General features: G+C 65.6%; 20 protein-coding genes. 10 read left to right on the top strand and 10 right to left on the bottom strand.

Annotated elements, in window-relative coordinates; all coding sequences use genetic code 11:
* Positions 1 to 31 precede the first annotated feature (31 nt).
* The 4 genes from KUH32_RS14155 to KUH32_RS14140 form a co-directional block, all read right to left on the bottom strand.
* A complete protein-coding gene (locus KUH32_RS14155) occupies positions 32 to 1,114 on the bottom strand; it encodes an ABC transporter ATP-binding protein (protein ID WP_217779252.1) in 1,083 nt (360 codons plus the stop codon).
* A gap of 105 nt (positions 1,115 to 1,219) precedes the next feature.
* Positions 1,220 to 1,759, bottom strand: coding sequence for an RSP_2648 family PIN domain-containing protein (locus KUH32_RS14150; protein ID WP_217779251.1), 540 nt, complete (start codon positions 1,757 to 1,759; stop codon positions 1,220 to 1,222).
* Entirely contained in the window at positions 1,756 to 2,952 is a 1,197-nt protein-coding gene (locus tag KUH32_RS14145; protein WP_217779250.1) for an RSP_2647 family RNA methyltransferase, read from the bottom strand. Before KUH32_RS14145 ends, KUH32_RS14150 begins: the two co-directional genes overlap by 4 nt.
* Positions 2,953 to 2,994: 42 nt before the next feature.
* Positions 2,995 to 3,708 (bottom strand): DUF6778 family protein, encoded by a 714-nt coding sequence (locus KUH32_RS14140; RefSeq protein ID WP_217779249.1) that lies wholly within the window; start codon positions 3,706 to 3,708, stop codon positions 2,995 to 2,997.
* Between the two features lie 195 nt (positions 3,709 to 3,903).
* On the opposite strand from KUH32_RS14140, the gene edd reads away from it, so the two are divergent.
* Together edd and eda are read left to right on the top strand one after the other, a co-directional pair.
* Positions 3,904 to 5,709 (top strand): phosphogluconate dehydratase, encoded by a 1,806-nt coding sequence (gene edd, locus KUH32_RS14135; protein ID WP_217779248.1) that lies wholly within the window; start codon positions 3,904 to 3,906, stop codon positions 5,707 to 5,709.
* A gap of 66 nt (positions 5,710 to 5,775) precedes the next feature.
* A complete protein-coding gene (eda, locus tag KUH32_RS14130) occupies positions 5,776 to 6,417 on the top strand; it encodes a bifunctional 4-hydroxy-2-oxoglutarate aldolase/2-dehydro-3-deoxy-phosphogluconate aldolase (RefSeq protein WP_217779247.1) in 642 nt (213 codons plus the stop codon).
* A gap of 169 nt (positions 6,418 to 6,586) precedes the next feature.
* On the opposite strand, the gene KUH32_RS14125 is transcribed toward eda, so the two are convergent.
* Complete coding sequence (locus KUH32_RS14125) at positions 6,587 to 6,856, bottom strand: hypothetical protein (protein WP_217779246.1); 270 nt, start codon at positions 6,854 to 6,856, stop codon at positions 6,587 to 6,589.
* Positions 6,853 to 9,645: a [protein-PII] uridylyltransferase family protein gene (locus tag KUH32_RS14120; protein ID WP_217779245.1), complete on the bottom strand. Its 2,793-nt coding sequence runs from the start codon at positions 9,643 to 9,645 to the stop codon at positions 6,853 to 6,855. The genes KUH32_RS14125 and KUH32_RS14120 overlap by 4 nt, the downstream gene beginning before the upstream one ends.
* Before the next feature lie 93 nt (positions 9,646 to 9,738).
* Between KUH32_RS14120 and KUH32_RS14115 the strand changes: the two genes are divergently transcribed.
* The 4 genes from KUH32_RS14115 (at position 9,739) to KUH32_RS14100 (ending at position 12,243) form a co-directional block, all read left to right on the top strand.
* A complete protein-coding gene (locus KUH32_RS14115; RefSeq protein WP_217779244.1) occupies positions 9,739 to 10,209 on the top strand; it encodes a YbaK/EbsC family protein in 471 nt (156 codons plus the stop codon).
* 155 nt (positions 10,210 to 10,364) lie between these two features.
* On the top strand, positions 10,365 to 10,799 hold the full coding sequence (locus tag KUH32_RS14110; RefSeq protein ID WP_254899175.1) for a DUF2852 domain-containing protein: 435 nt from the start codon (positions 10,365 to 10,367) through the stop codon (positions 10,797 to 10,799).
* 59 nt (positions 10,800 to 10,858) lie between these two features.
* Positions 10,859 to 11,308, top strand: a complete 450-nt coding sequence (locus KUH32_RS14105; RefSeq protein WP_431358194.1) for an RDD family protein — start codon at positions 10,859 to 10,861, stop codon at positions 11,306 to 11,308.
* Positions 11,309 to 11,430: 122 nt separating this feature from the next.
* Complete coding sequence (locus KUH32_RS14100) at positions 11,431 to 12,243, top strand: arginyltransferase (RefSeq protein WP_217779243.1); 813 nt, start codon at positions 11,431 to 11,433, stop codon at positions 12,241 to 12,243.
* Positions 12,244 to 12,387: 144 nt separating this feature from the next.
* Here KUH32_RS14100 and KUH32_RS14095 read toward each other — a convergent pair whose 3' ends face one another.
* The 4 genes from KUH32_RS14095 to KUH32_RS14080 all read right to left on the bottom strand — a co-directional run bounded on the left by KUH32_RS14095 (position 12,388) and on the right by KUH32_RS14080 (position 17,967).
* The gene (locus KUH32_RS14095; protein ID WP_217779242.1) at positions 12,388 to 14,742 is read right to left on the bottom strand and encodes a TRAP transporter large permease; all 2,355 of its coding nucleotides are present in this window, start codon (positions 14,740 to 14,742) and stop codon (positions 12,388 to 12,390) included.
* A gap of 12 nt (positions 14,743 to 14,754) precedes the next feature.
* Positions 14,755 to 15,681, bottom strand: a complete 927-nt coding sequence (locus KUH32_RS14090; RefSeq protein WP_217779241.1) for a TRAP transporter small permease subunit — start codon at positions 15,679 to 15,681, stop codon at positions 14,755 to 14,757.
* Between the two features lie 116 nt (positions 15,682 to 15,797).
* Complete coding sequence (locus tag KUH32_RS14085; RefSeq protein WP_217779240.1) at positions 15,798 to 16,877, bottom strand: TRAP transporter substrate-binding protein; 1,080 nt, start codon at positions 16,875 to 16,877, stop codon at positions 15,798 to 15,800.
* A gap of 214 nt (positions 16,878 to 17,091) precedes the next feature.
* Positions 17,092 to 17,967: a LysR substrate-binding domain-containing protein gene (locus KUH32_RS14080; RefSeq protein ID WP_254899174.1), complete on the bottom strand. Its 876-nt coding sequence runs from the start codon at positions 17,965 to 17,967 to the stop codon at positions 17,092 to 17,094.
* 102 nt (positions 17,968 to 18,069) lie between these two features.
* Here KUH32_RS14080 and KUH32_RS14075 point away from each other — a divergent pair, with 102 nt between their 5' ends.
* From KUH32_RS14075 to KUH32_RS14060, 4 genes are read left to right on the top strand one after another with little or no spacing between them, the layout of a single operon-like run.
* Positions 18,070 to 18,774 carry an SDR family oxidoreductase gene (locus KUH32_RS14075; protein WP_217779238.1) on the top strand — a complete coding sequence of 235 codons (705 nt, stop codon included), beginning with the start codon at positions 18,070 to 18,072 and terminating at the stop codon, positions 18,772 to 18,774.
* Positions 18,764 to 19,003 (top strand): DUF6552 family protein, encoded by a 240-nt coding sequence (locus KUH32_RS14070; protein WP_217779237.1) that lies wholly within the window; start codon positions 18,764 to 18,766, stop codon positions 19,001 to 19,003. The genes KUH32_RS14075 and KUH32_RS14070 overlap by 11 nt, the downstream gene beginning before the upstream one ends.
* A gap of 44 nt (positions 19,004 to 19,047) precedes the next feature.
* Positions 19,048 to 20,469, top strand: coding sequence for a cache domain-containing protein (locus tag KUH32_RS14065; RefSeq protein ID WP_217779236.1), 1,422 nt, complete (start codon positions 19,048 to 19,050; stop codon positions 20,467 to 20,469).
* Positions 20,466 to 21,107, top strand: coding sequence for a response regulator transcription factor (locus KUH32_RS14060; RefSeq protein WP_217779235.1), 642 nt, complete (start codon positions 20,466 to 20,468; stop codon positions 21,105 to 21,107). Before KUH32_RS14065 ends, KUH32_RS14060 begins: the two co-directional genes overlap by 4 nt.
* The last annotated feature ends 8 nt before the right edge of the window (positions 21,108 to 21,115 follow it).

Here is a 21,115-nt window from a genome sequence, read left to right as displayed (position 1 = left end):
GCGACAGGATATCAGAGCGGCCTGGTTTCGCCTATACCGGGAACACGAAACAGCGGTCGCGCCGAACTGTCAGCCACAGCGGCGTCCCGGGCTTGGGCAGGAACACGTTCGGAACCGTCGCCTTGAGCATTTCCTGGTCATGATCCATGCGGAATTCGACCAGGCTTTCGGATCCCATGAACCGCGCCCGTTCGACGATGCCGCGCGCCGGGGTGCCGGCGATCGCGGTGGGATTCGGCCCTTTGCCACCGCGATCGAAATCGATGTGGACATGCTGGGGGCGGAATACGATTTCGACCTCGGCACCGTCGGGCACGCCGGGTGCCAGGAAATGGCCAAAGGGCGTATCGGTCAAAGCCCCGCGAACCTTGCCGCGCAATACGTTGATATCGCTGAAAAAAGCGACCGCAGCCTTGTCGGCGGGCGCGTTGTAGATATTGTAGGGTGCGCCGCGCTGGACGATCCGGCCTTCGCGCATCAAGGCGATCTCGTCGGCCATCCGCATGGCCTCCTCGGGTTCGTGGGTGACCAGCAGAACGCTGGTTCCCTCTTCCTTGAGCAGCGCCAGGGTATCGTCCCGGATGCCGTCGCGCAGCCGGTTGTCGAGACCGGAAAACGGCTCGTCCATCAGCATGATGCGCGGACGTGGCGCCAGGGCGCGCGCCAGCGCCACGCGCTGCTGTTCGCCACCGGACAACCTGTGCGGAAAGTCATCGATGTATTTGCCCAGGCCGACGCGTTCCAGCAATTGCACCGCCCGTGCCCGTTTCTCGAGACCGGGGCCCTTCAAGCCGAAGGCGACGTTTTCTCCCACACTCATATGCGGGAACAGGGCGAAGTCCTGGAACATCAGGCCGATATGGCGCCGTTCGGGCGGAACGCGGAACACCGTATCGCAAATCAGCTGGCCGTCGACGTGAATCGTGCCGCTGTCCTGCATCTCGACACCGGCGATGATCCGCAGTGTCGTGGACTTGCCGCAACCGGACGGCCCAAGCAGGCAGGTCACGTGTCCGGGCTGGATCGACAGCGACACGTGATCGACCACCGGACGCCCCTCGTAGGAGCGCACGATGTCGCGGATCTCCAGGCGCGGTGTCCTTGTCGGGCTCAAGTCCTGCCTCTTGCCGAATTCCGATGAATTTCATCGGGTTTGCCCGCAGACATAGCCGCCGCCCGGTTTGGCCGCAACCCTCGGCCGTTGCGCCGCGACGACACGTCAGCCGAGCGCCTTGGCCAATCGCGGCAGCCGGGCTTTCTTGAGCAGCGGGCGCATCCGCCAATCCTCGCCCGACAGGCGCCGTGCCTCTGCGAGAACGGCTTCGGCCGCCTCGGCCACCAGTCCGGGCTGGGCCCGCCAGAGCCCGTGCAGGAAGGCATCCGGATCGGCCCGGCTCAGCCCCTCCTCGGCCAGCACGTTGCGGGGAAAGTCCGCCGCATTCAGCGTGACGATGACATCGGCCGACCCGGCGATGGCAGCGGCCAGAACGTGGATATCCGACGGGTCCGGGAGCCATAGCCGGTTGGCCAGCCTTTCGGGCCAGACCACCGACGCAACCGGCCATTGCGCCGAGGTCACGGCGATCTCGGCGCGCGCCTGCGCTTCGCCCGCCGGACCGATCTTACGCGCCGCCCGCGCCCATTCCTCGAGGATGTGGTCCGACCAGAGCGGCGTGAACAACCCCCTGGCCGCGACCCCCAGAAGCACCGAGCGCATCACGGTTGGATACAGGACACAGGTGTCCAAGAGCACCTTCACAGGCGGAAGAACAACGCTTTGAGATAGCCGCTTTCGGCCAGTTGCGGCAGGCGCGGGTGATCCGGCCCGGCGCCGCCGGTGTGAATCAACTGGGCCCGGCGCCCGGCCCGTCCGATCCCGCGGAGACAGGCGCCGGTAAAGGCCGACAGGTCGGCGGCGTGCGAGCACGAACACAGAACCAGATAGCCGTCTTCATCGACCAGGGCAGCCGCCAGCCGCGCCACGCGCTCATAGGCCCGCAACCCGGCTTCCAGCGCCGGTTTCGCCGGGGCGAAGGCGGGCGGATCGCAGACCACCAGGCCGAAACGCGCGCCTTCTTCTCCGAGCGCCGCAAGCACGTCGAACGCGTCGCCTTGTCGTGTTGCGAAACGGTCGCCCGCGCCCATCGCGTCCGCCCCCTGCCCGGCAAGCGCAAGGGCCGGAGCCGACCCGTCGACCGCCAGCGCCTGCGCCGCACCGCCGGCGAGCGCTGCAAGAGCGAAGCCGCCGACATGCGAAAACACGTCCAGCACCTGTTGCCCCTGCCCCAGCCGCGCGGCGAACGCGTGGTTCGGGCGCTGATCGTAGAACAGCCCGGTCTTCTGCCCGCCGGTCAGGTCGGCCATGTAGGTGGCACCGTTCATCGGCACCGGAAGCGGCGCGTCGGGCGCCGCGCCATGCAGCACCGCGTCGGTCTCGTCGAGACCTTCCAGCGCACGCCCCCGGCCGCTGGCATTCTTGAGCACCGTCGTCACCCCGGTGACGGCGACAAGCGCGCGGGTCAACGGCTCGATCAGCCGGTCCGCCCAGGCGGCATTGGGCTGGATCACCGCCGCATCGCCGAAACGGTCGATGATGACGCCGGGCAACCCATCGGCTTCGGCATGGACCAGCCGGTAATACGGCGCATCGAACAGGCGGGTCCGCAGCGCCAAGGCACGGGTAAGCCGCGCAACGAACCAGGCGTCGTCGATCGACGCGTCGGTGTCGCGATCCAGAACCCGTGCCGCGATCTTGGAATTGGGGTTCACACCGACCAGCGCAAGCGGCCGGCGTTCGCCGTCCTCCAGCAATGCCAGCGCACCGGGTTCCAGCGCCTTGGTGCGCCGGTCAAGCACCAGTTCGTTGGCGTAGACCCAAGGTGCGCCGCGCCGGAGCGGACGCGGGTCGGATTTCGGTTTCAGTCGGATCACGGGAAAAGCGGAGGTCGTCATGACCTCCGCTTTAGCTCTGTCCTGCGGCCAGGGGAAGCCGGTTCAGATCTGGTCGATGCCGGACTTGCGCAAGGCGCCGGCTGCGGCCCACCCGCCAGGATGGCTGAGCTCGACCGCCAGGACGCGGGCCAGGTGGCGCTGAATGCGTTCCTTCATGCCCAGCCCTTGCCGGTCCGCCGCCAGGGCGCGTTGGCCACCGAAGGCTTCGAGATCGGCCTTGACCTTGCGTCGGTCGATCAGGACTTCGCCGGTTTCCGCGTCGGTCACGGTGACATAGAAAGAAATCGAGTGCATGCCGCCGATGGTGTAGCGCGTCTTCTCGGTGATCGAATGGAAGCGCTTGAGCTCGATGGCCAACGTTACCGGGCGCGGGCCGTCGATGCCGGGCGTGGCCCGCGAGATGCTTTCCTGGAAAATCTCGATGATCTGCCGTTTGCGATTGCCGTAGGGGTCACCGCGCCAGACGATATCGGTAACCGGGTAATACAGGTTGGCTTCGGAAACCTTGAGCTTTTCGGGCACCGAAACCGAATACCCCGAGATCGTGTAGGGCGATCGCGCCTGCGTCGGCAACGGCTGTTCCGGCGGGACGGCTGTCTGCGGTTCGGCCGGCACCGCAACGGCGACGGCCGGCGGGCTGGCGGCGGTGCCATCCGACGGCAGAATTTCGAAGGGCGCGTTGCGGCTGGCGAAATCGGCGCCGCTGCAAGCGGAAAGCACGGTGACGGCGACAAGCGCTGCGACGATGCGGACCATGGGACTGTCCTCTTTGTTTTTTTGCCTGCTCGACCTTTGGCGGTCTTTGTTCTTGATGCCGAGAATCGTCGCGGATTCCGGCCGGATTGTGACGGCCAAGCGGTCATTTCGTGATGGCGCCACGCGCAATACCGGTTTACTGTTAGCGCTAACTGCGCTATCTCCCGATCAAGCATTTCACAAAGGACGCCCGCCATGCCGCTCGACGCGACAATCGCCAAGGTCACCGAACGGATCGAAACCCGCTCCGAAAAGATGCGCGCCACCTATCTCGACAGGATGCGCCGTGCCGCCGACGACGGTCCGCGCCGTGCCCATCTGAGTTGCGGCAACCAGGCCCACGCCTATGCCGCAATGGGCACCGACAAGGATGCGCTGGCCGCGGGTCGCGTGCCCAACCTGGGCATCGTGACGGCCTATAACGACATGCTCTCGGCGCATCAGCCCTTCGAACGCTTCCCGGCGCTGATCAAGGACGCGGCCCGCGCAGCGGGCGGCACGGCGCAGGTCGCCGGGGGCGTTCCGGCCATGTGCGACGGGGTCACGCAGGGCCAGGTCGGAATGGAGCTGAGCCTGTTCTCCCGCGATGTGATTGCGCTGGCCGCGGGCGTGGCGCTTTGCCACAACACCTTTGATGCCGCGCTTTACCTTGGTGTCTGCGACAAGATCGTGCCGGGACTGGTCATCGCCGCGGCGACCTTCGGCTACCTGCCCGGTCTCTTTCTGCCGGCGGGTCCGATGCCGTCGGGTCTGCCCAACGACGAGAAAGCCAAGGTGCGCCAGCAATTTGCCGCCGGCGAAGTCGGCCGCGACAAGCTGATGCAAGCCGAGATGGCTTCTTATCACAGCCCCGGCACCTGCACCTTCTACGGGACCGCCAATTCCAACCAGATGTTGATGGAATTCATGGGTCTGCACCTGCCGGGCGCATCCTTCGTCAATCCGGGCACCGATCTGCGCGACGCGCTGACCGTGGCGGGCGCGGAACGCGCGCTGGAAATCACCGGTCTGGGCAACGACTACCGCCCGGTCTGCGACATCCTGAACGTCAAGGCCTTCGTCAACGGCATCGTCGGGCTGATGGCCACGGGCGGTTCGACCAACCTCGTGCTGCACCTGCCCGCCATGGCCCGCGCCGCCGGCATCGCGCTGGAATTGCAGGACTTCGACGAGATCTCCTCGGTCACGCCTCTGATGGCAAAGGTCTATCCCAACGGGCTAGCCGACGTGAACCATTTTCACGCCGCCGGCGGGCTGCAATTCATGATCGGCGAATTGCTGGATGCCGGCCTGCTGCATGACGACGTCAAGACCGTCGCGGGCGACGGGCTGTCGCTCTACACCCAGGAGCCCAAGCTGCGCAACGGCCAGGTCGTCTATGAAGAGGCCAGCCGCCAGACCCAGAACGACAAGATCCTGCGCCCGGCGCGCACCGCCTTTCAGCCAAGCGGCGGGTTGCGTCAGCTGACCGGCAATCTGGGCACCGGCATGATCAAGGTCTCGGCCGTGGCGCCGGAACGCCACGTGATCGAGGCACCCGTGCGGATCTTCCACGACCAGGAAGACGTCAAGGTCGCTTTCAAGGCTGGCGAATTCACGACCGACACGATCGTCGTCGTGCGCTTCCAGGGGCCGAAATCGAACGGCATGCCGGAACTGCACAGCCTGACGCCGACACTGGCGGTATTGCAGGATCGCGGGCTCAAGGTGGCGCTGGTCACCGATGGCCGGATGTCCGGCGCGTCCGGCAAGGTGCCCGCGGCCATTCACGTCGCGCCCGAAGCCGCCGATGGCGGCCCGCTTGCGCGCTTGCGCGACGGCGATGTCGTCCGGCTGGATGCCAAGGCGGGCACGCTGACCTGCCTGGCGCCGGATTTCGACAGCCGCGAACCCGTCACCGCCGATCTTTCCGGCAATGGCCACGGCGTGGGGCGCGAATTGTTCGCCGCCTTCCGCGCCAATGTCGGCCCCGCCACGTCCGGCGCAGGGGTCGTCGTCTGACCCCTGCCCTTCTTCTCTTTTGAAAATACGCAGCTTCGCTGCCGACACACGCACAAAGGCCCGACCATGACGCCCGAACAAGCCAGCCTCGAGACCGAAAGACTCTGCCGCCTCGCCCCGGTCATCCCGGTCCTGGTGATCGATGACATCGCCCATGCCCGCTCTCTTGCACAAGCCCTGGTGGCGGGCGGTCTGCCGGTCCTGGAAGTCACGCTGCGCACCCCCGTCGCCCTTGATGCGATCCGCGAGATGGCCCAGGTCGAAGGCGGCGTGGTGGGTGCCGGCACGCTGCTGACCCCCGCCGACGTGGCTGCGGCCAAGGCCGCCGGGGCGCGTTTCGGCGTGTCGCCCGGCGCCACCGACCGCCTGCTTGACGCGGTCGAAGACGCAGATCTGCCCACCCTGCCCGGCGCAGCCACCGCGACCGAGGTCATGGCGCTGCTGGAACGCGGCTACAGCGTGCAGAAATTCTTCCCCGCCGAGGCCAATGGCGGCGCGCCGGCCCTCAAAGCCATCGGTGCGCCGATCCCGCAGGTGCGGTTCTGCCCGACCGGCGGCGTGTCGCTGAAGAACGCGCCGGATTACCTGGGATTGTCCAACACGCTCTGCGTCGGCGGGTCGTGGGTGGCGCCCAAGGACAAGATGGTTGCGGGCGATTGGGACGGGATCACCGCCCTGGCGCTCGAGGCGGCCGGTTTGGCAGTCTAAGCCGCACGCGGCAGGATCAAGGCGACGGCCGCCGAACCCGGACCCGGTTCGGGCATTCGCCAGGCGTCGGATGGCGCTTGTAAGGTGCTCTGCCCGGCCCGACACGCGGCCGGCTTGATCGTGCCTCTCGGGCCGTTTCGTCCGGCGGCGACATCAGGCGCCGGGCCGATCAGTTTTCATCCCTTGTTCGGCTGCGCCAACCGCCGCGACGACGCGGGGCCGAAATGCGGGCCAGCCCATCCTCGAGAACCGCCGTCATCGGGTGACCGGTTTCGCCGTGGCGTTCCAGCAGCGTGCCGATCAGCGCCGTCGTGTCGCTGTCCGCAGGCACCGAAAGCGCCCAATCCAGGAAGATCGAGCGGCATTCCTCGGCGGTGATTCCATCGATGCGATAGGCTTCCCGGATCAGACCCTTCGGGTCGATGGCATCGCCCTTCATGATTCCGCATCCTTCCCTGGCAGGACCGCATCGATCAAACCCGCGGCCTCGTCCGCTTGCGCGCTCAGACGCGTCAGAAGCGCATCCATATCCGACGCGCCGGTCAGGCGCTGCAGAAAGGCGCTGCCACCAGCGCCAAGCGCGTCGGCATCCAGTGCGCCGTCACGGATCAGCCGCGCGCCGATCTGCAAGGCCCAGCACAGGTCATAGGTGCTGGCGAGCTGTTCGGCGGCCGCGGGGGCGATCCACCCCGCGCGGGCGCCACCGCGCAAGGCATCGGGAATCCGCCGCGGCGTGTCGGGCAGCAACAAGGCGAAGCCCTGCGCCAGCAATTCGATATCCTGCATCCGGCCTCGGCCCAGCTTGGGATCGGCCGGGGCACCTGCGCCCTTGGCCGCTGCGATCCGCGCACGCATTTCGGCCACGTCGCGCAAGACGGTGTCCTTGTCGCGCGCCTGCCCCAGCAAGTCCGCCCTGAATGCTTCGACATCGGCTCCGAGCCCATCATCGCCGGCAACCACCCGCGCACGGGTCAGGGCAAGATGTTCCCAGGTCCAGGCTTCGTCACGCTGGTAGGACTGGAACGCGGGCCACGACGTCGCCACAGGACCCTGGTTCCCCGATGGCCGCAGACGCATGTCGACCTCGTAGAGCTTGCCCTCCGAGGTTGGTGCGGTCATCGCGGTCACGAGCGCCTGGGTCAGGCGCGCATAGTAGGTGCGGCTGGGCAGCGGGCGGCGCCCCTCGGACGCTTCGACGCCGGCGGGATCGTAGATCACGATCAGGTCCAGGTCCGAACGCGCGTGCAGCCGCGCCGACCCCAGCGATCCCATGCCCAGCACCACCGCGCCGCGCCCGGGCGGGGCGCCGTATTTGCGCGCGAATTCGTCCTGCACCACGGGCCAGAGCCCACGCAACGTGGCTTCGGCCAGTTCCGCGTAGGCGTGTCCGCCTTCCTCGGGCGTCATCAACCCGCGCAGCAGGTGGACACCGGCGCGGAAATGCCATTCCTTGCCCCAGCGGCGCGCCTCGTCCAGCTTGCGCTCGTAATCGTCCTCGCGTGCCAGCCGCGTCTGAAGCATCGCCGCCAGCGGCGCGACACCGGGCCAGGGGCTGAAGAAATCGCCGCCGATGACCGCGTCGAACACGGCCGCGTTCCGTGCCAGATACACGCCCAGATCCGGCGATGTCCCGACGATGTCGATCAACAGGTCGATCAACTGCGGATTGGCTTCGAACAACGAAAACAGCTGCACTCCGGCGGGCAGACCGGCCAGGAAGCCGTCCAGTGCAGACAGCGCCTCTTCGGGGCGCGCCGTATCGCCCAGCCGTGCCAGGATATCGGGCCGCAGGCGGCGGAAAATGGCGGCGGCGCGTTCCGAGCGCAAAGCCGGATAGGTCAGCCAGCGCGCCGGAATCGGGCTGGCGGCGATCTCGGCAGGTGGCTCGGGCGCGGTGCTTTGGCCGTTTTCCGGCGCGAAGAACGATTCGATCCGCGCATGCACGTCCTCGAGCCGGTCGGCGATATCGCGCTTCATTTCGGCCACGTCACGGCCCATCAACGCGGCAAGCCGCGCGAACCCCTCTTCGGTGCCCGGCAAGTCGTGGGTCTGGGCGTCCTGGATCATCTGCACGCGGTGTTCGACTTCGCGGTGCGCGCGATAGTGGCCGGTCAGCGCGGTCGCGGCATCTTCGGGCACCCAGCCCTTGGCCGCCAGCGCCGCCAACCCCTCGACCGTGCCGCGCAGCCGCAGCGACGGATCGCGACCACCGGCGATGATCTGCCGGGTCTGGGTGAAGAACTCGATCTCGCGAATGCCCCCGCGACCCAGCTTCATGTCGTGGCCGGGCAAGGTGATCGGCCCGTGCAGCCTTTTGTGTTCGCGGATGCGCAAACGCATGTCGTGGGCATCCTGGATCGCGGCGAAATCCAGGTGCTTGCGCCAGACGAAGGGCGTCAGCGTGTCGAGGAACCGTTCGCCCGCCGCGATATCGCCGGCGCAGGGCCGCGCCTTGATATATGCCGCGCGTTCCCAGGTCCGGCCCAGGCTTTCGTAATAGCGCTCGGCGGTTTCCATCGCCATGCAGACCGGCGTGACGCCGGGATCCGGCCGCAGCCGCAGATCGGTGCGAAAGACATAACCTTCGCCCGTCAGGTCGCTGAGCAAGGCGCACATCTTGCGGGTGGCACGCACGAACGACGCCCGCGCATCGTGGTAGTCATCGGGATCGAAGCGGGTTTCGTCGAACAGACAGATCAAGTCGATATCCGAAGAATAGTTCAACTCGCCCGCGCCCATCTTGCCCATCGCCAACGCCACCATGCCACCGGCTTGCTGGACATCGTCCTCGGTCATGCCGGGCAGCTTGCCACGCCGGATCTCGCCGCCGATGGCCACCTCGAGCGCGACCTGCACGGCAGTATCGGCGAACCGGGTCAACCGGCCGGTGACCTCTTCCAAGGCCCAGACACCGGCCAGATCGGCCAATGCCAAAAGCAGCGCGACCCGCCGCTTGGCCTGGCGCAGCGCGACGTCGGCCTGGTCGGGCGGCGCCTCCGCCAAGCCGCGCAACACCGCATCGAAGGTCGTTTCGGGGTCGTCGACCGCGCCCATCAGCCAATCGCCTTCACGCTCCATCAGCGCCTTGAGATAGGGGCTCGACCCGCCGGCGCCGCACAGAAGCGCGCGCAGTGCCCCGTCGGCCCAGGGCAGATGTTCGGCGATCTCCGCGGCCCGGTCAGGCTCGAAGGCATGGGGTGTGCGGGTGATGCGCGGGCCAAGTTTCATGCTGCAAGAGGATCGCAAGGCGCGGGCATGTGCAATCGCTTTCCCATCCCGGCGCGGCGTGGCATCAAGCCACGGTCACGCAGGAGCAAAGCCATGAGCAAAAGCATGAAGCGCGTGCAGGCCGCCTTGGAGGCAGCGGGGATCGCGGCCGAAATCCGCGATGTCGGCCAGGCACGCACGGCCCAGGAAGCGGCCGACAGCGTCGGCTGCACGCTGGACCAGATCGCCAAGTCGATCATCTTTCGCGCCGAACGCACCGGCGATGCGGTGCTGTTCCTCACCGCAGGCGGCAATCGGGTCGATGCAGCGTTGGCTTCGGCCTGCGCGGGCGAACCGCTGGGCAAGGCGGACGCGGCGCTGATCCGCGCGCAGACCGGTTTCGCGATCGGCGGGGTCGCGCCGGTTGGACATGTGTCACCCATCCGCGCCTGGCTCGACCCCCGGCTTCTGGACTTCGACATCGTTTGGGCCGCCGCCGGGACGCCCAGGCACGTTTTTTCGCTGGATCCGGCCCGCCTGCCCGCGTTGACCGGTGCCATCGCTGCCCGGTTCACTTCTGGCTAGACTCATTTCAAGTCCCGTAGGCCATTGAATTGAAGAGATCTTTCTGGAAAATGTAAAAAACATTCACATCGACCCTTGAATACCGGCTGGCAAAGTCCGATCTGTTGTAATGTGAATAGCCTTCACATCGCAACCTGATCCCTTAGGAGGACCCAATGAACACCGCCGTTCCCGCCGCCCCCGCCGAGATGCACAACCGCCCCGGCTGGTTCGCCCGTTCCGAGGCCTGGCTCGACGCCCGTGGCAAAGGCGCCTGGATCGCCGCCATGGTGCTCGGCTTCATCTTCTTCTGGCCGATCGGTCTCGCCCTTCTGTTCTACATGATCTGGAGCAAACGCATGTTCAGCAAATCCTGCGGCCATCGCACCGCCCGCCACGCCGCCTGGTCTGCCCTGAAACCTTCGGGCAACAGCGCCTTCGACGCCTACAAGGCGGACATGCTGCAGCGCCTCGAGCGTGAACAGGATGCGTTCGAAGCCTTTCTGCAGCGCCTGCGCGACGCCAAGGACAAGGCCGAATTCGACCAGTTCATGGACGAACGGGCCAAGAAGGCGGCCAACGACCGCACTGACGACAGCGACGACGCTTGATAGGATGACCGACACGGTCCCGCCCGCGCGGGGCCGTGCCCCATTTCAGAGACACACCGATGATGACGTCCGACCCGTATTTCGATCTTCCCGACCCGGTTCGCCAGTCGCAATTCTACAGCGGCGTCGCGGTCAAGCGCGGCCTGGCCTGGGTCATCGACACAGCGATCACCTTCGCTCTGGTTCTGCCGATCCTGCTGATGACCGCGTTCGTCGCGACCTTCTTCCTGCCGCTTCTGTTCTTCACCGTGGGTTTCGCCTATCGCTGGATGACCATCGCAGGCGGTTCCGCGACCTGGGGCATGCGGATGATGGCGGTCGAATTGCGCAATGCCGGCGGCCAGCGGCTGGATGGCGGCGAGGCCTTCCTGCATACGCTGGGCTACACCGTTCAATGGGCATTCCCGGTCCTGCAGGTCGTGTCCATCGTGACCATGCTGGCCAGCGAACGCGGCCAAAGCCTGACCGACATGGTGTTGGGGACCGTGGCGCTCAACCGCCGCGCCTGAGCACGCGTCGCTGAACGCATCGGCATCGCGCCCCCGGGCGCGATGCTCTCGCCATTCCAGGGGACTTGGCCTGTCGCGCAATCGTTGTTACCGTCGATGCGAAACCCGACGATCCGGATACCATGCGCCACGCTCTACCGCTTGCCCCGCAGTTCTACGTGACGGCCCCGCAACCCTGCCCCTACCTGCCGGGCCGGATGGAGCGCAAGCTGTTCACCGCACTGCAGGGTGACCAGGCGCAAAAGCTGAACGACAGCCTGTCGAAACAGGGCTTTCGTAGATCCCAGAACGTACTCTATCGACCTTCCTGTTCGGAATGCGCGGCCTGCCTGTCGGCCAGGATCGACGTGCGCCGTTTCTCGCCGTCGAAAAGCCAGCGCCGCACGATAAGGCGCAACGCCACCCTCGCGCGCCGTGCCTCCAGCCCCTGGGCCACCGAAGAGCAATTCAACCTGTTCCGCCGCTATCTTGATGCACGCCATGCCGATGGCGGCATGGCCGACATGGATGTCTTCGAGTTCGCGGCGATGATCGAGGAGACGCCGATCCGCTCGCGCGTCATCGAATATGCCGATACCGAAACCGGCAATCTCGCCGCGGTCTGCCTGACGGACATGCTCGAGGACGGGCTGTCGATGGTCTATTCCTTCTACGAGCCGACCCGCCCCCAGGCGTCCTTCGGCACATGGATGATCCTCGACCACATCGCCATCGCGCAAGAGGCCGGGCTGCCTTACGTCTATCTGGGCTACTGGGTGCCCGGCTCGCCCAAGATGGGCTACAAGGCGCAGTTTTCGGGGCTGGAACTCTACCGCCGCGGACAATGGGAACGGTTTACCGAAGCCGACGACTACAGCGCCGAGCGTCATCCGCTGTCGACCGACCCTATCGCCGAACAGGTGGCCAACATCTCGCTGCCCGACAGCCGCGCCTGACCTTTCCCACCCTGCCCGTCTTCTCTGGTTCGAAAATATCCCGGGGGCGTCGCCGCTTGCGGCGACGGGGGCAGAGCCCCCTGACACCGAAAAAGCAAAGGCCGCCCGAACGGGCGGCCTTTTCCTTTGGATCGCGCGGCCCGATCAGTTCGGGATCAGGTCGGGCACGATGGTGACGATATCCGGGAAATACCACAGGATCGCCAGGCCCACGACCTGGATCAGCACGAAGGGGATCACGCCGCGGTAGATATGGCCGGTCGTGACCTCTTTCGGCGCCACCCCGCGCAGGTAGAACAACGCGAAACCGAAAGGCGGGGTCAGGAACGAGGTCTGCAGGTTGACCGCGATCATGATCGTCACCCATTTCGGATCGAACGACCCGCCATAGATCACCGGCCCGACGATTGGCACCACGATGTAGATGATCTCGAGGAAGTCCAGCACGAAGCCCAGGATGAACAGCACCAGCATGACCACCAGGAAGGCGACCCATTCCTCCTCGAAACTCTTGAGGAAGTCCTGGATATAGTGTTCGCCCCCGAACGAGATCACCACCAGGTTCAGCAATTGCGAGGCGATCAGAATGGTGAACACCATGCTGGTCACCTTGGCGGTCTCGCGCACGGCGGGGCTCAAGACCCCGGCCTTGAACAGGATCCAGCAGCTGAACAGCAGCCCGAACAGCGCATAGAGATAGGCCGCATAGGCGAAGATGAAGGCGATCCAGGTTTCCACCGTGACCGTTTCGGCATTGATCCGCAGATCGAAATTCACCCCGATCAGGATCATCACCACGACCGCCAGCGTCGACCAGATGATGACCTTGGGATTGCGATCGTCATCCGACAGCTTGCGGTAGGCCGCCAACATGATCGCGCCAGCCGCACCCAGAGCGGCAGCAGGTGTCGGGTTGGTGATACCGCCCAGGATCGACCCCAGCACGGCGACGATCAGAACCAGCGGTGGGAAGACCACGCGCAACAACTCGTTCTTGCTGAGCCGCCTGAAGGCATGGGCACAGCCGTAGACCGCGATGGCCCAGGGGATCAGCATCAGCAGCACCGTGACGCCCGACGACGTTGTCGGCCGGATCAGCAGGATGTCCACCAGCAAGCCGAGCGCCAGCCCGCCCGCGCCGATCAGCAGCGGACGCGGATCTGCGGACGGCGACACGCCGCGCGCGAAGGCAAGGATCAGGCCCAGCATGACCGTCAGGATGGAGATACCGGTGCCGATGGGTGCGGCATTGGCGGCCTTCTCGATCTTCAGGGCCTCGATTTCCTCGGGGCTCAGGCGCCGCGATTGCTGGACGCCACCCGAGTCGTCGATGGCCTTCTGTTGGGCGATGGCCTCGTCCCAGGCCTCTTGCCCGTGCAGTTCGATCATCGCGGCCTGGCACTGCTCGGAGACATTGGTGCGCAGCGATGCGGCCTGACCGATATCGGTAAAGCTGTCGACCTGCGTCGACTGCGAGCCCACCAGTCCGACCTGGGCCAGCAGCATCGTGCCCGCGATCAGGCCGACCGGAACGCCGAGATACCAGGTGAAGGCCTCGCCGCGGGTGACCACTTCGCCGCGGCTGCCACCCAGTTCGACGGCCGGCGCCTTGGAGGGGTTCAGCATGGCAAAGCCGAAGGCATAGGCGCCGTACAGGAAAGCCAGCAGGATGCCGGGCAGCAAAGCCGCCTGGAACAGCGTGCCCACCGACAGGACCGCCGGTTCGCCCAGATAGGTCAGCGCGTCGGTGCAACCCGCCTCGGTCGCGCGGTTCTCTTGCGCGGCGGAATACAGGTCACCGGCCAGCGTGCCCAGCAGGACGATCACGATCGAGGGCGGAATGATCTGGCCCAGCGTGCCGGACGCCGCGATGACGCCCGTCGCCAGTTCGGGGGAATAGTTGTTACGCAACATCGTCGGCAGCGCGAGCAGGCCCATCGTCACCACGGTGGCGCCGACGATCCCGGTCGATGCGGCCAGAAAGGCGCCGACGACGACGATCGACACGGCCAGACCACCCGGCAGCGGGCCGAAGACACGCGCCATGGTGGTCAGCAGATCGTCGGCGATCTTGGAGCGTTCCAGCACGATGCCCATCAGCACGAACATCAGAACCGCCAGAAGCGTCTCGATCGACTGGCCCGCGATGACGCGTTCGTTGATGCGGTTGACGATGAAGGACACGTTGCGGTCAAGCGCGATCTCCCAGCCCTGGGGGAAGACCGGCTCGGCGATGCGTGGCAGGTCCGGGTGTGTGAAGATCGAGATCTTCTCGGGATGCAGCCCGCCCGCGACCACAGCCTGATAAGCCTGCGATCCGGTATCGATGGCCTGGTGGATCAGAAGACCCGCACTGTCCAGCGCCGCGATGATCCCGAAGGAAATGACCCCCGCGCCACCGATGGCGAAGGCCACCGGAAAGCCCGACAGGATCGCCGAAAACAACGTCAGAAAGACGATGATGAGGCCGACCTCGACGCCATCCAATCCAAACAACATCTGCCTGTCCCCTCAGAATTCCGCGTGGTCGTAGGGCTCTTCGCCCGCCTCGAGCACGTCCTTGTCGAAGTATTTGCCCGCGCTTTCCTCGCCTTCCTTCCATTCGAGATACGACCGGAAGAAGAAGGCCCATGCGTGGATGAAGATCATGCCGATCATCACCACGATCAGGATCTTGAAGAGGAAATAGGCGGTGAAGCCGTTGGGGCTGAACCCGATGGTCTCGATGTTCCAGCGCAGCGCCCGCGACTTCAGCAACAGGCGGTCGAGCTGGTCGGAGGCCGACGGGTTCGGAACGATCAGGTGGCGCCACATGAAGAACCACGAATAGAGCCACAACATCACGGCCATCGGCAGCATGAACAGCATCGAGCCGACCATGTCGATGACCCGCTTGGCCCGGAAGCTGACGGCGGAATAGACCAGGTCGACCCGCACGTGCCCACCCTGCACGAAGGTATAGGTCAGGCACAGGGTCACCACGATGGCGTTGTAAAGCTTCAATTCTTCGGCGAACCACGAGATGTCGAATTGCAGCGGGATACCGAAACCGATCGAGATGTCGGGCCGGGTAAAGATCCGCTGCATGAAGACGATGACGACCTGTTGCAACACCATGAGCAGGCCCGCCCAGGCGGCGAAACGGCCGATTGTGTTGGCCATCCCTTCCATCACGCGCACCGCGCCCCACAGGACCGCGTTGCGCCATAGGCCGATGCCGAACAACACCAGGAAGAAGGTGAAGCACACGAAGAAGAATTCGACCGATCCGCCGTAGTAGACGAACCGCATGATCGCTTCCTTGTCGCTCCAGTCGAGCCAGAGACCGGGATGGGTCACGGCATAGCCGAAATTGTAGAACGCCAAGGCGATGTTCTGGATCACCCAGACAATGCCATCGCCCAAAGCGCCGATGCCCGAAGCGCTTGTCTCTTCCATGCTATCCCCCGTGATCTAGCCCGGACCGGGCTGCTCGGTAGAACCCGGGCCGGACCCGGGTTCGCGAAAAGGCCCCTTGCGAAAAGGGGCCTCTCCGGTGTTTCGACGATGGCCGATCAGCCGCCCAGCACGCGCACGCGCTGTTCGACATAGTAGCCGTCCGACTTCTGGATCCAGCTCGACGACTGGGCCAGCGAGGCTTCGAACGACGCACGGATCTTGGCGAACAGCTCGTCGCCCATGTTCTCGTCCATGACCTCTTTCGAGGCCGCGCCGAAGGCATCCCAGACGTCGTCCGAGAATTGCAGCGTCTTGACGCCCTGCGCCTGCAGGCGGGCCAGTGCGGCACCGTTGTTGGCCAGCGTCTCGGCCAGCTGCAGATGCGTGGTGGCCATCGACGCGTAGCGCAGGATCGCCTTGTGGGCGTCGCTCAGTTCGTTCCAGACGTCCAGGTTGACCGACGCGGCCAGTGCCGAGCCCGGCTCGTGGAAACCGGCGGTGTAGTAGACCTTGGCCACTTCCTGGAAGCCAGCGCGTTCGTCGGCCATCGGGCCGACCCACTCGAGGCCGTCCAGCGCGCCCGAGGACAGCGCCTGGTACAGTTCGCCGCCGGGAATGTTCTGGACGCTCGCGCCCATCTTGCCCAGCACCTGACCGCCCAGGCCCGGCATCCGGAACTTCAGGCCGTTGAAGTCATCGGCCGAGGTGATTTCCTTGCGGAACCAGCCACCCGACTGCGAACCCGAGTTGCCCGCCAGCAGGCCCTTGAGGTTGAAGATCTGGCCCAGCTCGTCGTGCAGCTGCTCGCCGCCGCCGTGATAGTACCAGTTGGTGACTTCCTGCGCGGTGCCGCCGAACGGCACGGCGGTGAAATACGCATAGCCCGGGTGCTGGCCGATGAAATAGTAATCGGCCGAGTGATACAGGTCCGCCTGACCCGAGGAAACGGCGTCGAACACTTCGAACGCGCCCACCAGTTCGCCCGGCGCCTTCTTGTCGATGACCAGCGAGCCGTCCGACAATTCGCGCACCATGGTCTCGAAATAGGTCGCGGCGTCGTCGAGCACGGCAAAGCCGCGCGGCCACGAGGTGACCATGGTCAACGTGCGTGCATGGCTGCCGGCGATGGCCGGGGCGGCCAGCGTGGTCGCGGCGGCGCCGACGGTCGATGCACGCAAGAATGAACGACGATCCATAGATAATCCTCCCAATTGGTGATGTGCGCAAAGGCCCCTCGCCCCGCGCGGATCGGTGAAGTGCCGGCACATTAGGCATGTCATTGCCGTCGGGGAATACCCAGCACTACGGAGTTGGGCAGGAAAATTGACCAATAACGGGCCGATTGCCCGGACTGTGAGCGCTCACAGTCCGAATCGATCGAACGCCGTTGAACGGATGCCCGCGAATCGGTCAGTTCCCGGATTCGCCCTGCGACAGAAGCCAGTCGAAAACCGTCGCGACCGGACCCCGACGCGGCCCGGACGGCGCGACGACATGAAAGTCGCGCCCCGCTTCGAACGCGCCGGGCACGACCTGCTCGAGCCGGCCGGCCGCCAGATCGGATTCGATCAAGAACGCGCTGGCCAGCGCGACACCCTGCCCGGACAATGCCGCGTCGATGGCCAGCGTGGTCTGATTGAACCGTGGACCGTTGGCCACCGGTGCGGGTCGCGCCAGGACCACGCGGAAAAACTCGGGCCAAAGATCATGCGCGTCCCGCAACAACACGGCCCGCGCCAGTGCATCGGCGCCGCCATCGCCGACCCGCAACAGACCCGGAGCGGCGACCGCGACGACCCTTTGCCGGAACAGGCGCACCGCCTCGAGCCCGGGCCCGAACGGCGGGTTTCCCTGGCGCACGGCAATGTCCACCCCGTCTTCGGCGAAGCGTGCCACGCTTTCCGTCGCCAGAACGCGCAGGTCGATGCCGGTCTCGCCGGGAAACCGGCCAAGCGCCGGGATCAGCCATTTCGATGCGAATGTCGGTGTCACGCTGACCGTGACGCGGTTGGGCGCAGTCCGCAAGGCCGCGGTCGCACTTGTCAGTCGGGCGAAGGCGTCGGCCACCTCGCGGTGATAGGCGCGGCCCGCTTCGGTCAGGCGCAGCCCCCTGGCATGGCGTTCGAACAGCGCGACCCCCAGACGTGCCTCGAGCCCGCGCACCTGCTGCGCCACCGCGCCCTGCGTGACGCGCAAGTCCTGCGCGGCCCGGGCAAAGCTCAGATGGCGTCCCGCGGCATCGAAAGCCCGCAGGCTGTTGAGCGGAGGCAAGTCGTGATCAGTCAATAGTTTTCCTACTGCAAGTTGCGAATAGATCTGCTGTTTTTTTGTTATTGCAGATGCATTAGCAATAGAATTCATCACCGCATACAGAAATAGGGGAATGTCATGGCGTCGGAAAAGGTGGCCCTGGTCACGGCAGGGGGATCGGGAATGGGCGCCGCCGCTGCGCAGCGGCTGGCCAAAGACGGCTTTCGCGTCGGCATCCTGTCTTCGTCCGGCAAGGGCGAGGCTCTGGGCAAGGAACTGGGTGGCTTCGGCGTGACCGGTTCCAACCTCGATCCGCAGGCGTTGCAAGCGCTGGTGGATGGCGCCAAGACGCGTTGGGGCCGGGTCGATGTGCTGGTCAATTCGGCCGGCCACGGCCCCAAGGGTCCGGTGCTCGAAATTTCCGACGACGACTGGCATCGGGGGATGGAGGTCTACCTGATGAACGTGATCCGCCCCGTGCGCCTTGTCACCCCGCTGATGCAGGCGCAGGGCGGTGGCAGCATCGTCAACATCTCGACCTTCGCGACTTTCGAACCGGACCCGCTGTTCCCGACCTCGGGCGTGTTCCGCGCGGGTCTGGCCGCTTTCACCAAGCTTTTCGCCGACAGGCACGCCGCGGACGGCATCCGCATGAACAATGTCTGCCCCGGCTTCATCGACAGCCTGCCCGAAACCGAAGACCGCCGCGCCCGCATCCCGATGGGCCGGTATGGAACGGTCGCAGAGGTATCGTCGCTGATCGCCTGGCTGGCTTCGGACGATGGCGCCTACATGACCGGGCAGAACCTGCGGATCGATGGCGGGTTGACCCGTGCTGTCTGAAACCCTGACGCGCCCGGCACGCATCGACATTCTGAAATGGGTCGCCTCGATCTCGCAGATCCTGGGCTACGGCGCGACCGGCCTGGGATGGGCGGCCTGGGCACTGCCCTTTTTTCTGCTGGGCGTGGTCGGTTGGGCCATCGTCGGACTGGCCTGGCGCGACCGCGCGTTGATCCTGATCCATATCGTGGCACTGGCGGCCCTGCTTGGCGGTGCGGCGACGCGCTGAGAACGGGGCTTTTCCGCAGTTGCGGAACCTGATTTCATGCGCGCATGGGAGGATCGATCAACCGTTTGCGTCTCAGCTACGGCCAGAAGCTGTTTCTTCTGGCCTCGTTGCCACTTGTGTTCGCCGCCTGCGCCATCGCGATCCTGGTCGCCTACCAGTCACGGGCCCTGGCCGAACGCGAGATCCGCAGCCTCGAGACACAGTTGATCGAGGCCAAGAAACAGGAACTGCGCAACTACGTCACGCAAGCGCGCAACGGCTTCTATTTCGTCTATGGTTCGGCCGCGCCCGACGACGAAGAGGCGAAGGCGCAGGTGATGCAGATCTTCGCAGCGATGATCTACGGCGAAGAGGGTTTCTTCTTTGTCTATGATTACGAAGGCAACAACCTGGTGTCGCCGCGTCAGACCGCGCTGATCAACCAGAACTGGATCGACCTGACCGACAGCGAAGGCACGCCGGTCGTCGCCGAGTTCATCGAAACCGCGCGCCAGGGCGCGGGCTATGTCGAACACCTGTGGCCCAAGCCTTCGACCGGCGAAGAGGCGCGGATGATTACCTATGTCTCGTCCCTGCCCTCGTGGCGATGGGCGGTCGGGACCGGCGTCTTCATCGATGACGTGCTCGACACCGTCGCCGCGGCGCGCGCCGAAGTCGAAGCACGCGTCCGGCGCACGTTCCTGTATATCGGCGGAATCACCCTGGCCGCGCTGCTGGCGGTTTTCCTGTCCGGCATTTTTCTGAACATCCGCGAACGGCGGCTGGCCGATGCCAAGCTCAAGGAACTGACACAGCGCGTCTTCGACGCCCAGGAAGAGGAACGCGGGCGCGTGGCGCGTGAATTGCACGACGGGATCAGCCAGATCCTTGTCGGTGTGAAATTCGCGCTGGACGTCACGCGGCGGCGATTGGCCAATGGCGATAACCGCGCCGGCGAGACGTTGGAAAAGGGCATCGACCACCTCGGCGAAGCGATCGGCGAGGTGCGCCGCATCAGCCGCGACCTGCGTCCCGGCGTGCTGGACGATCTGGGCCTGGGCCCGGCCGTCAAGGCGCTGACCGACGATTTCCGCGCTCGGACCGGAATCGAGACGCAGTTCGACACCGTCGTGTTCCGCAACCGGCTTGACCAGGACGCCAAGATCGCGCTTTACCGCATCGCGCAAGAGGCACTGACCAATGTCGAACGCCACTCCGGCGCCAGCCGCGTGGTGGTCGACCTGCGCGGCCACCGCTCCGGGGCGACGCTGCGGGTTGCGGACAACGGCACCGGGCTGACCCGCTCCGGCGGCGGGCCGGTTTCGGGAATCGGGTTGCGCAACATGCAGGAACGGATGGATCAGCTGGGCGGCACGCTGCGCGTGCTGAGCACGCGGTCCGGCACGGTGATCGAGGCGCAGGTGCCGCTGACGCATCTGCTGCCGCCTGAAAGCGGCAGCGCAACGGAACAGGAGGCCCGCGCATGAGCGAGCGCATCCGGATCGTGGTCGTGGACGACCATCCGATGGTGGCCGAGGGGATCGAGGCCATCCTTGAAAGCTATGACGACGTCGAGGTCGTGGCCACCTTGTCGGACGGCCAGCAGATGATCGACCGGTTGGACGACCTGTGCCCCGACGTGATCCTGATGGATCTCAACATGCCCCGCGTGGGCGGCTTGTCCGCGACCGAGATGATCCTCGAACGCGCCCCCGATACCCGCATCCTCGTGCTGTCGATGCACGACACGCCGGAATACATCTCGACCGCGATGAACCACGGCGCGCGGGGTTACGTGCTCAAGGATGTGCCGACCGACGAAATCAAGCAGGCCATCGACGCCGTCATGCGCGGCGAAAGATACCTGTGCACCGGTGCCGAAGGGGCGCTCAGCCCGTCGGGCGATGGGCGCGAGGCCTTGACCAACCGCGAGCAGTCTGTGCTGCTGCAACTGGCGCAGGGCAAGTCCAACAAGGAAGTGGCGCTGGTGTTGGATATTTCCGTGCGCACGGTCGAAACGCACCGCAAGAACATCAAGCGCAAACTTGGGATCAGTTCAACCGCCGGACTCACACGCTATGCGCTCGAACACGGCGTGCTACAGGGCACCGGCGCCAATGTCTGACCGGGGTC

Source organism: Thalassococcus arenae (assembly GCF_019104745.1).
GTDB classification, from domain to species: domain Bacteria; phylum Pseudomonadota; class Alphaproteobacteria; order Rhodobacterales; family Rhodobacteraceae; genus Thalassococcus_B; species Thalassococcus_B arenae.
Note: the sequence above shows the minus strand (reverse complement) of the source record. Positions and strands in the feature narration are given on the sequence as shown.

Excerpts from the sequence above, each read along its gene's own strand:
- KUH32_RS14145 (WP_217779250.1), bottom strand. The coding sequence starts at position 2,952 with ATGACGACCTCCGCTTTTCCCGTGATCCGACTGAAACCGAAATCCGAC.
- KUH32_RS14140 (WP_217779249.1), bottom strand. The coding sequence starts at position 3,708 with ATGGTCCGCATCGTCGCAGCGCTTGTCGCCGTCACCGTGCTTTCCGCT.
- edd (WP_217779248.1), top strand. The coding sequence starts at position 3,904 with ATGCCGCTCGACGCGACAATCGCCAAGGTCACCGAACGGATCGAAACC.
- eda (WP_217779247.1), top strand. The coding sequence starts at position 5,776 with ATGACGCCCGAACAAGCCAGCCTCGAGACCGAAAGACTCTGCCGCCTC.
- KUH32_RS14125 (WP_217779246.1), bottom strand. The coding sequence starts at position 6,856 with ATGAAGGGCGATGCCATCGACCCGAAGGGTCTGATCCGGGAAGCCTAT.
- KUH32_RS14120 (WP_217779245.1), bottom strand. The coding sequence starts at position 9,645 with ATGAAACTTGGCCCGCGCATCACCCGCACACCCCATGCCTTCGAGCCT.
- KUH32_RS14115 (WP_217779244.1), top strand. The coding sequence starts at position 9,739 with ATGAGCAAAAGCATGAAGCGCGTGCAGGCCGCCTTGGAGGCAGCGGGG.
- KUH32_RS14110 (WP_254899175.1), top strand. The coding sequence starts at position 10,365 with ATGAACACCGCCGTTCCCGCCGCCCCCGCCGAGATGCACAACCGCCCC.
- KUH32_RS14105 (WP_431358194.1), top strand. The coding sequence starts at position 10,859 with ATGATGACGTCCGACCCGTATTTCGATCTTCCCGACCCGGTTCGCCAG.
- KUH32_RS14100 (WP_217779243.1), top strand. The coding sequence starts at position 11,431 with ATGCGCCACGCTCTACCGCTTGCCCCGCAGTTCTACGTGACGGCCCCG.
- KUH32_RS14095 (WP_217779242.1), bottom strand. The coding sequence starts at position 14,742 with ATGTTGTTTGGATTGGATGGCGTCGAGGTCGGCCTCATCATCGTCTTT.
- KUH32_RS14090 (WP_217779241.1), bottom strand. The coding sequence starts at position 15,681 with ATGGAAGAGACAAGCGCTTCGGGCATCGGCGCTTTGGGCGATGGCATT.
- KUH32_RS14085 (WP_217779240.1), bottom strand. The coding sequence starts at position 16,877 with ATGGATCGTCGTTCATTCTTGCGTGCATCGACCGTCGGCGCCGCCGCG.
- KUH32_RS14075 (WP_217779238.1), top strand. The coding sequence starts at position 18,070 with ATGGCGTCGGAAAAGGTGGCCCTGGTCACGGCAGGGGGATCGGGAATG.
- KUH32_RS14065 (WP_217779236.1), top strand. The coding sequence starts at position 19,048 with ATGGGAGGATCGATCAACCGTTTGCGTCTCAGCTACGGCCAGAAGCTG.
- KUH32_RS14060 (WP_217779235.1), top strand. The coding sequence starts at position 20,466 with ATGAGCGAGCGCATCCGGATCGTGGTCGTGGACGACCATCCGATGGTG.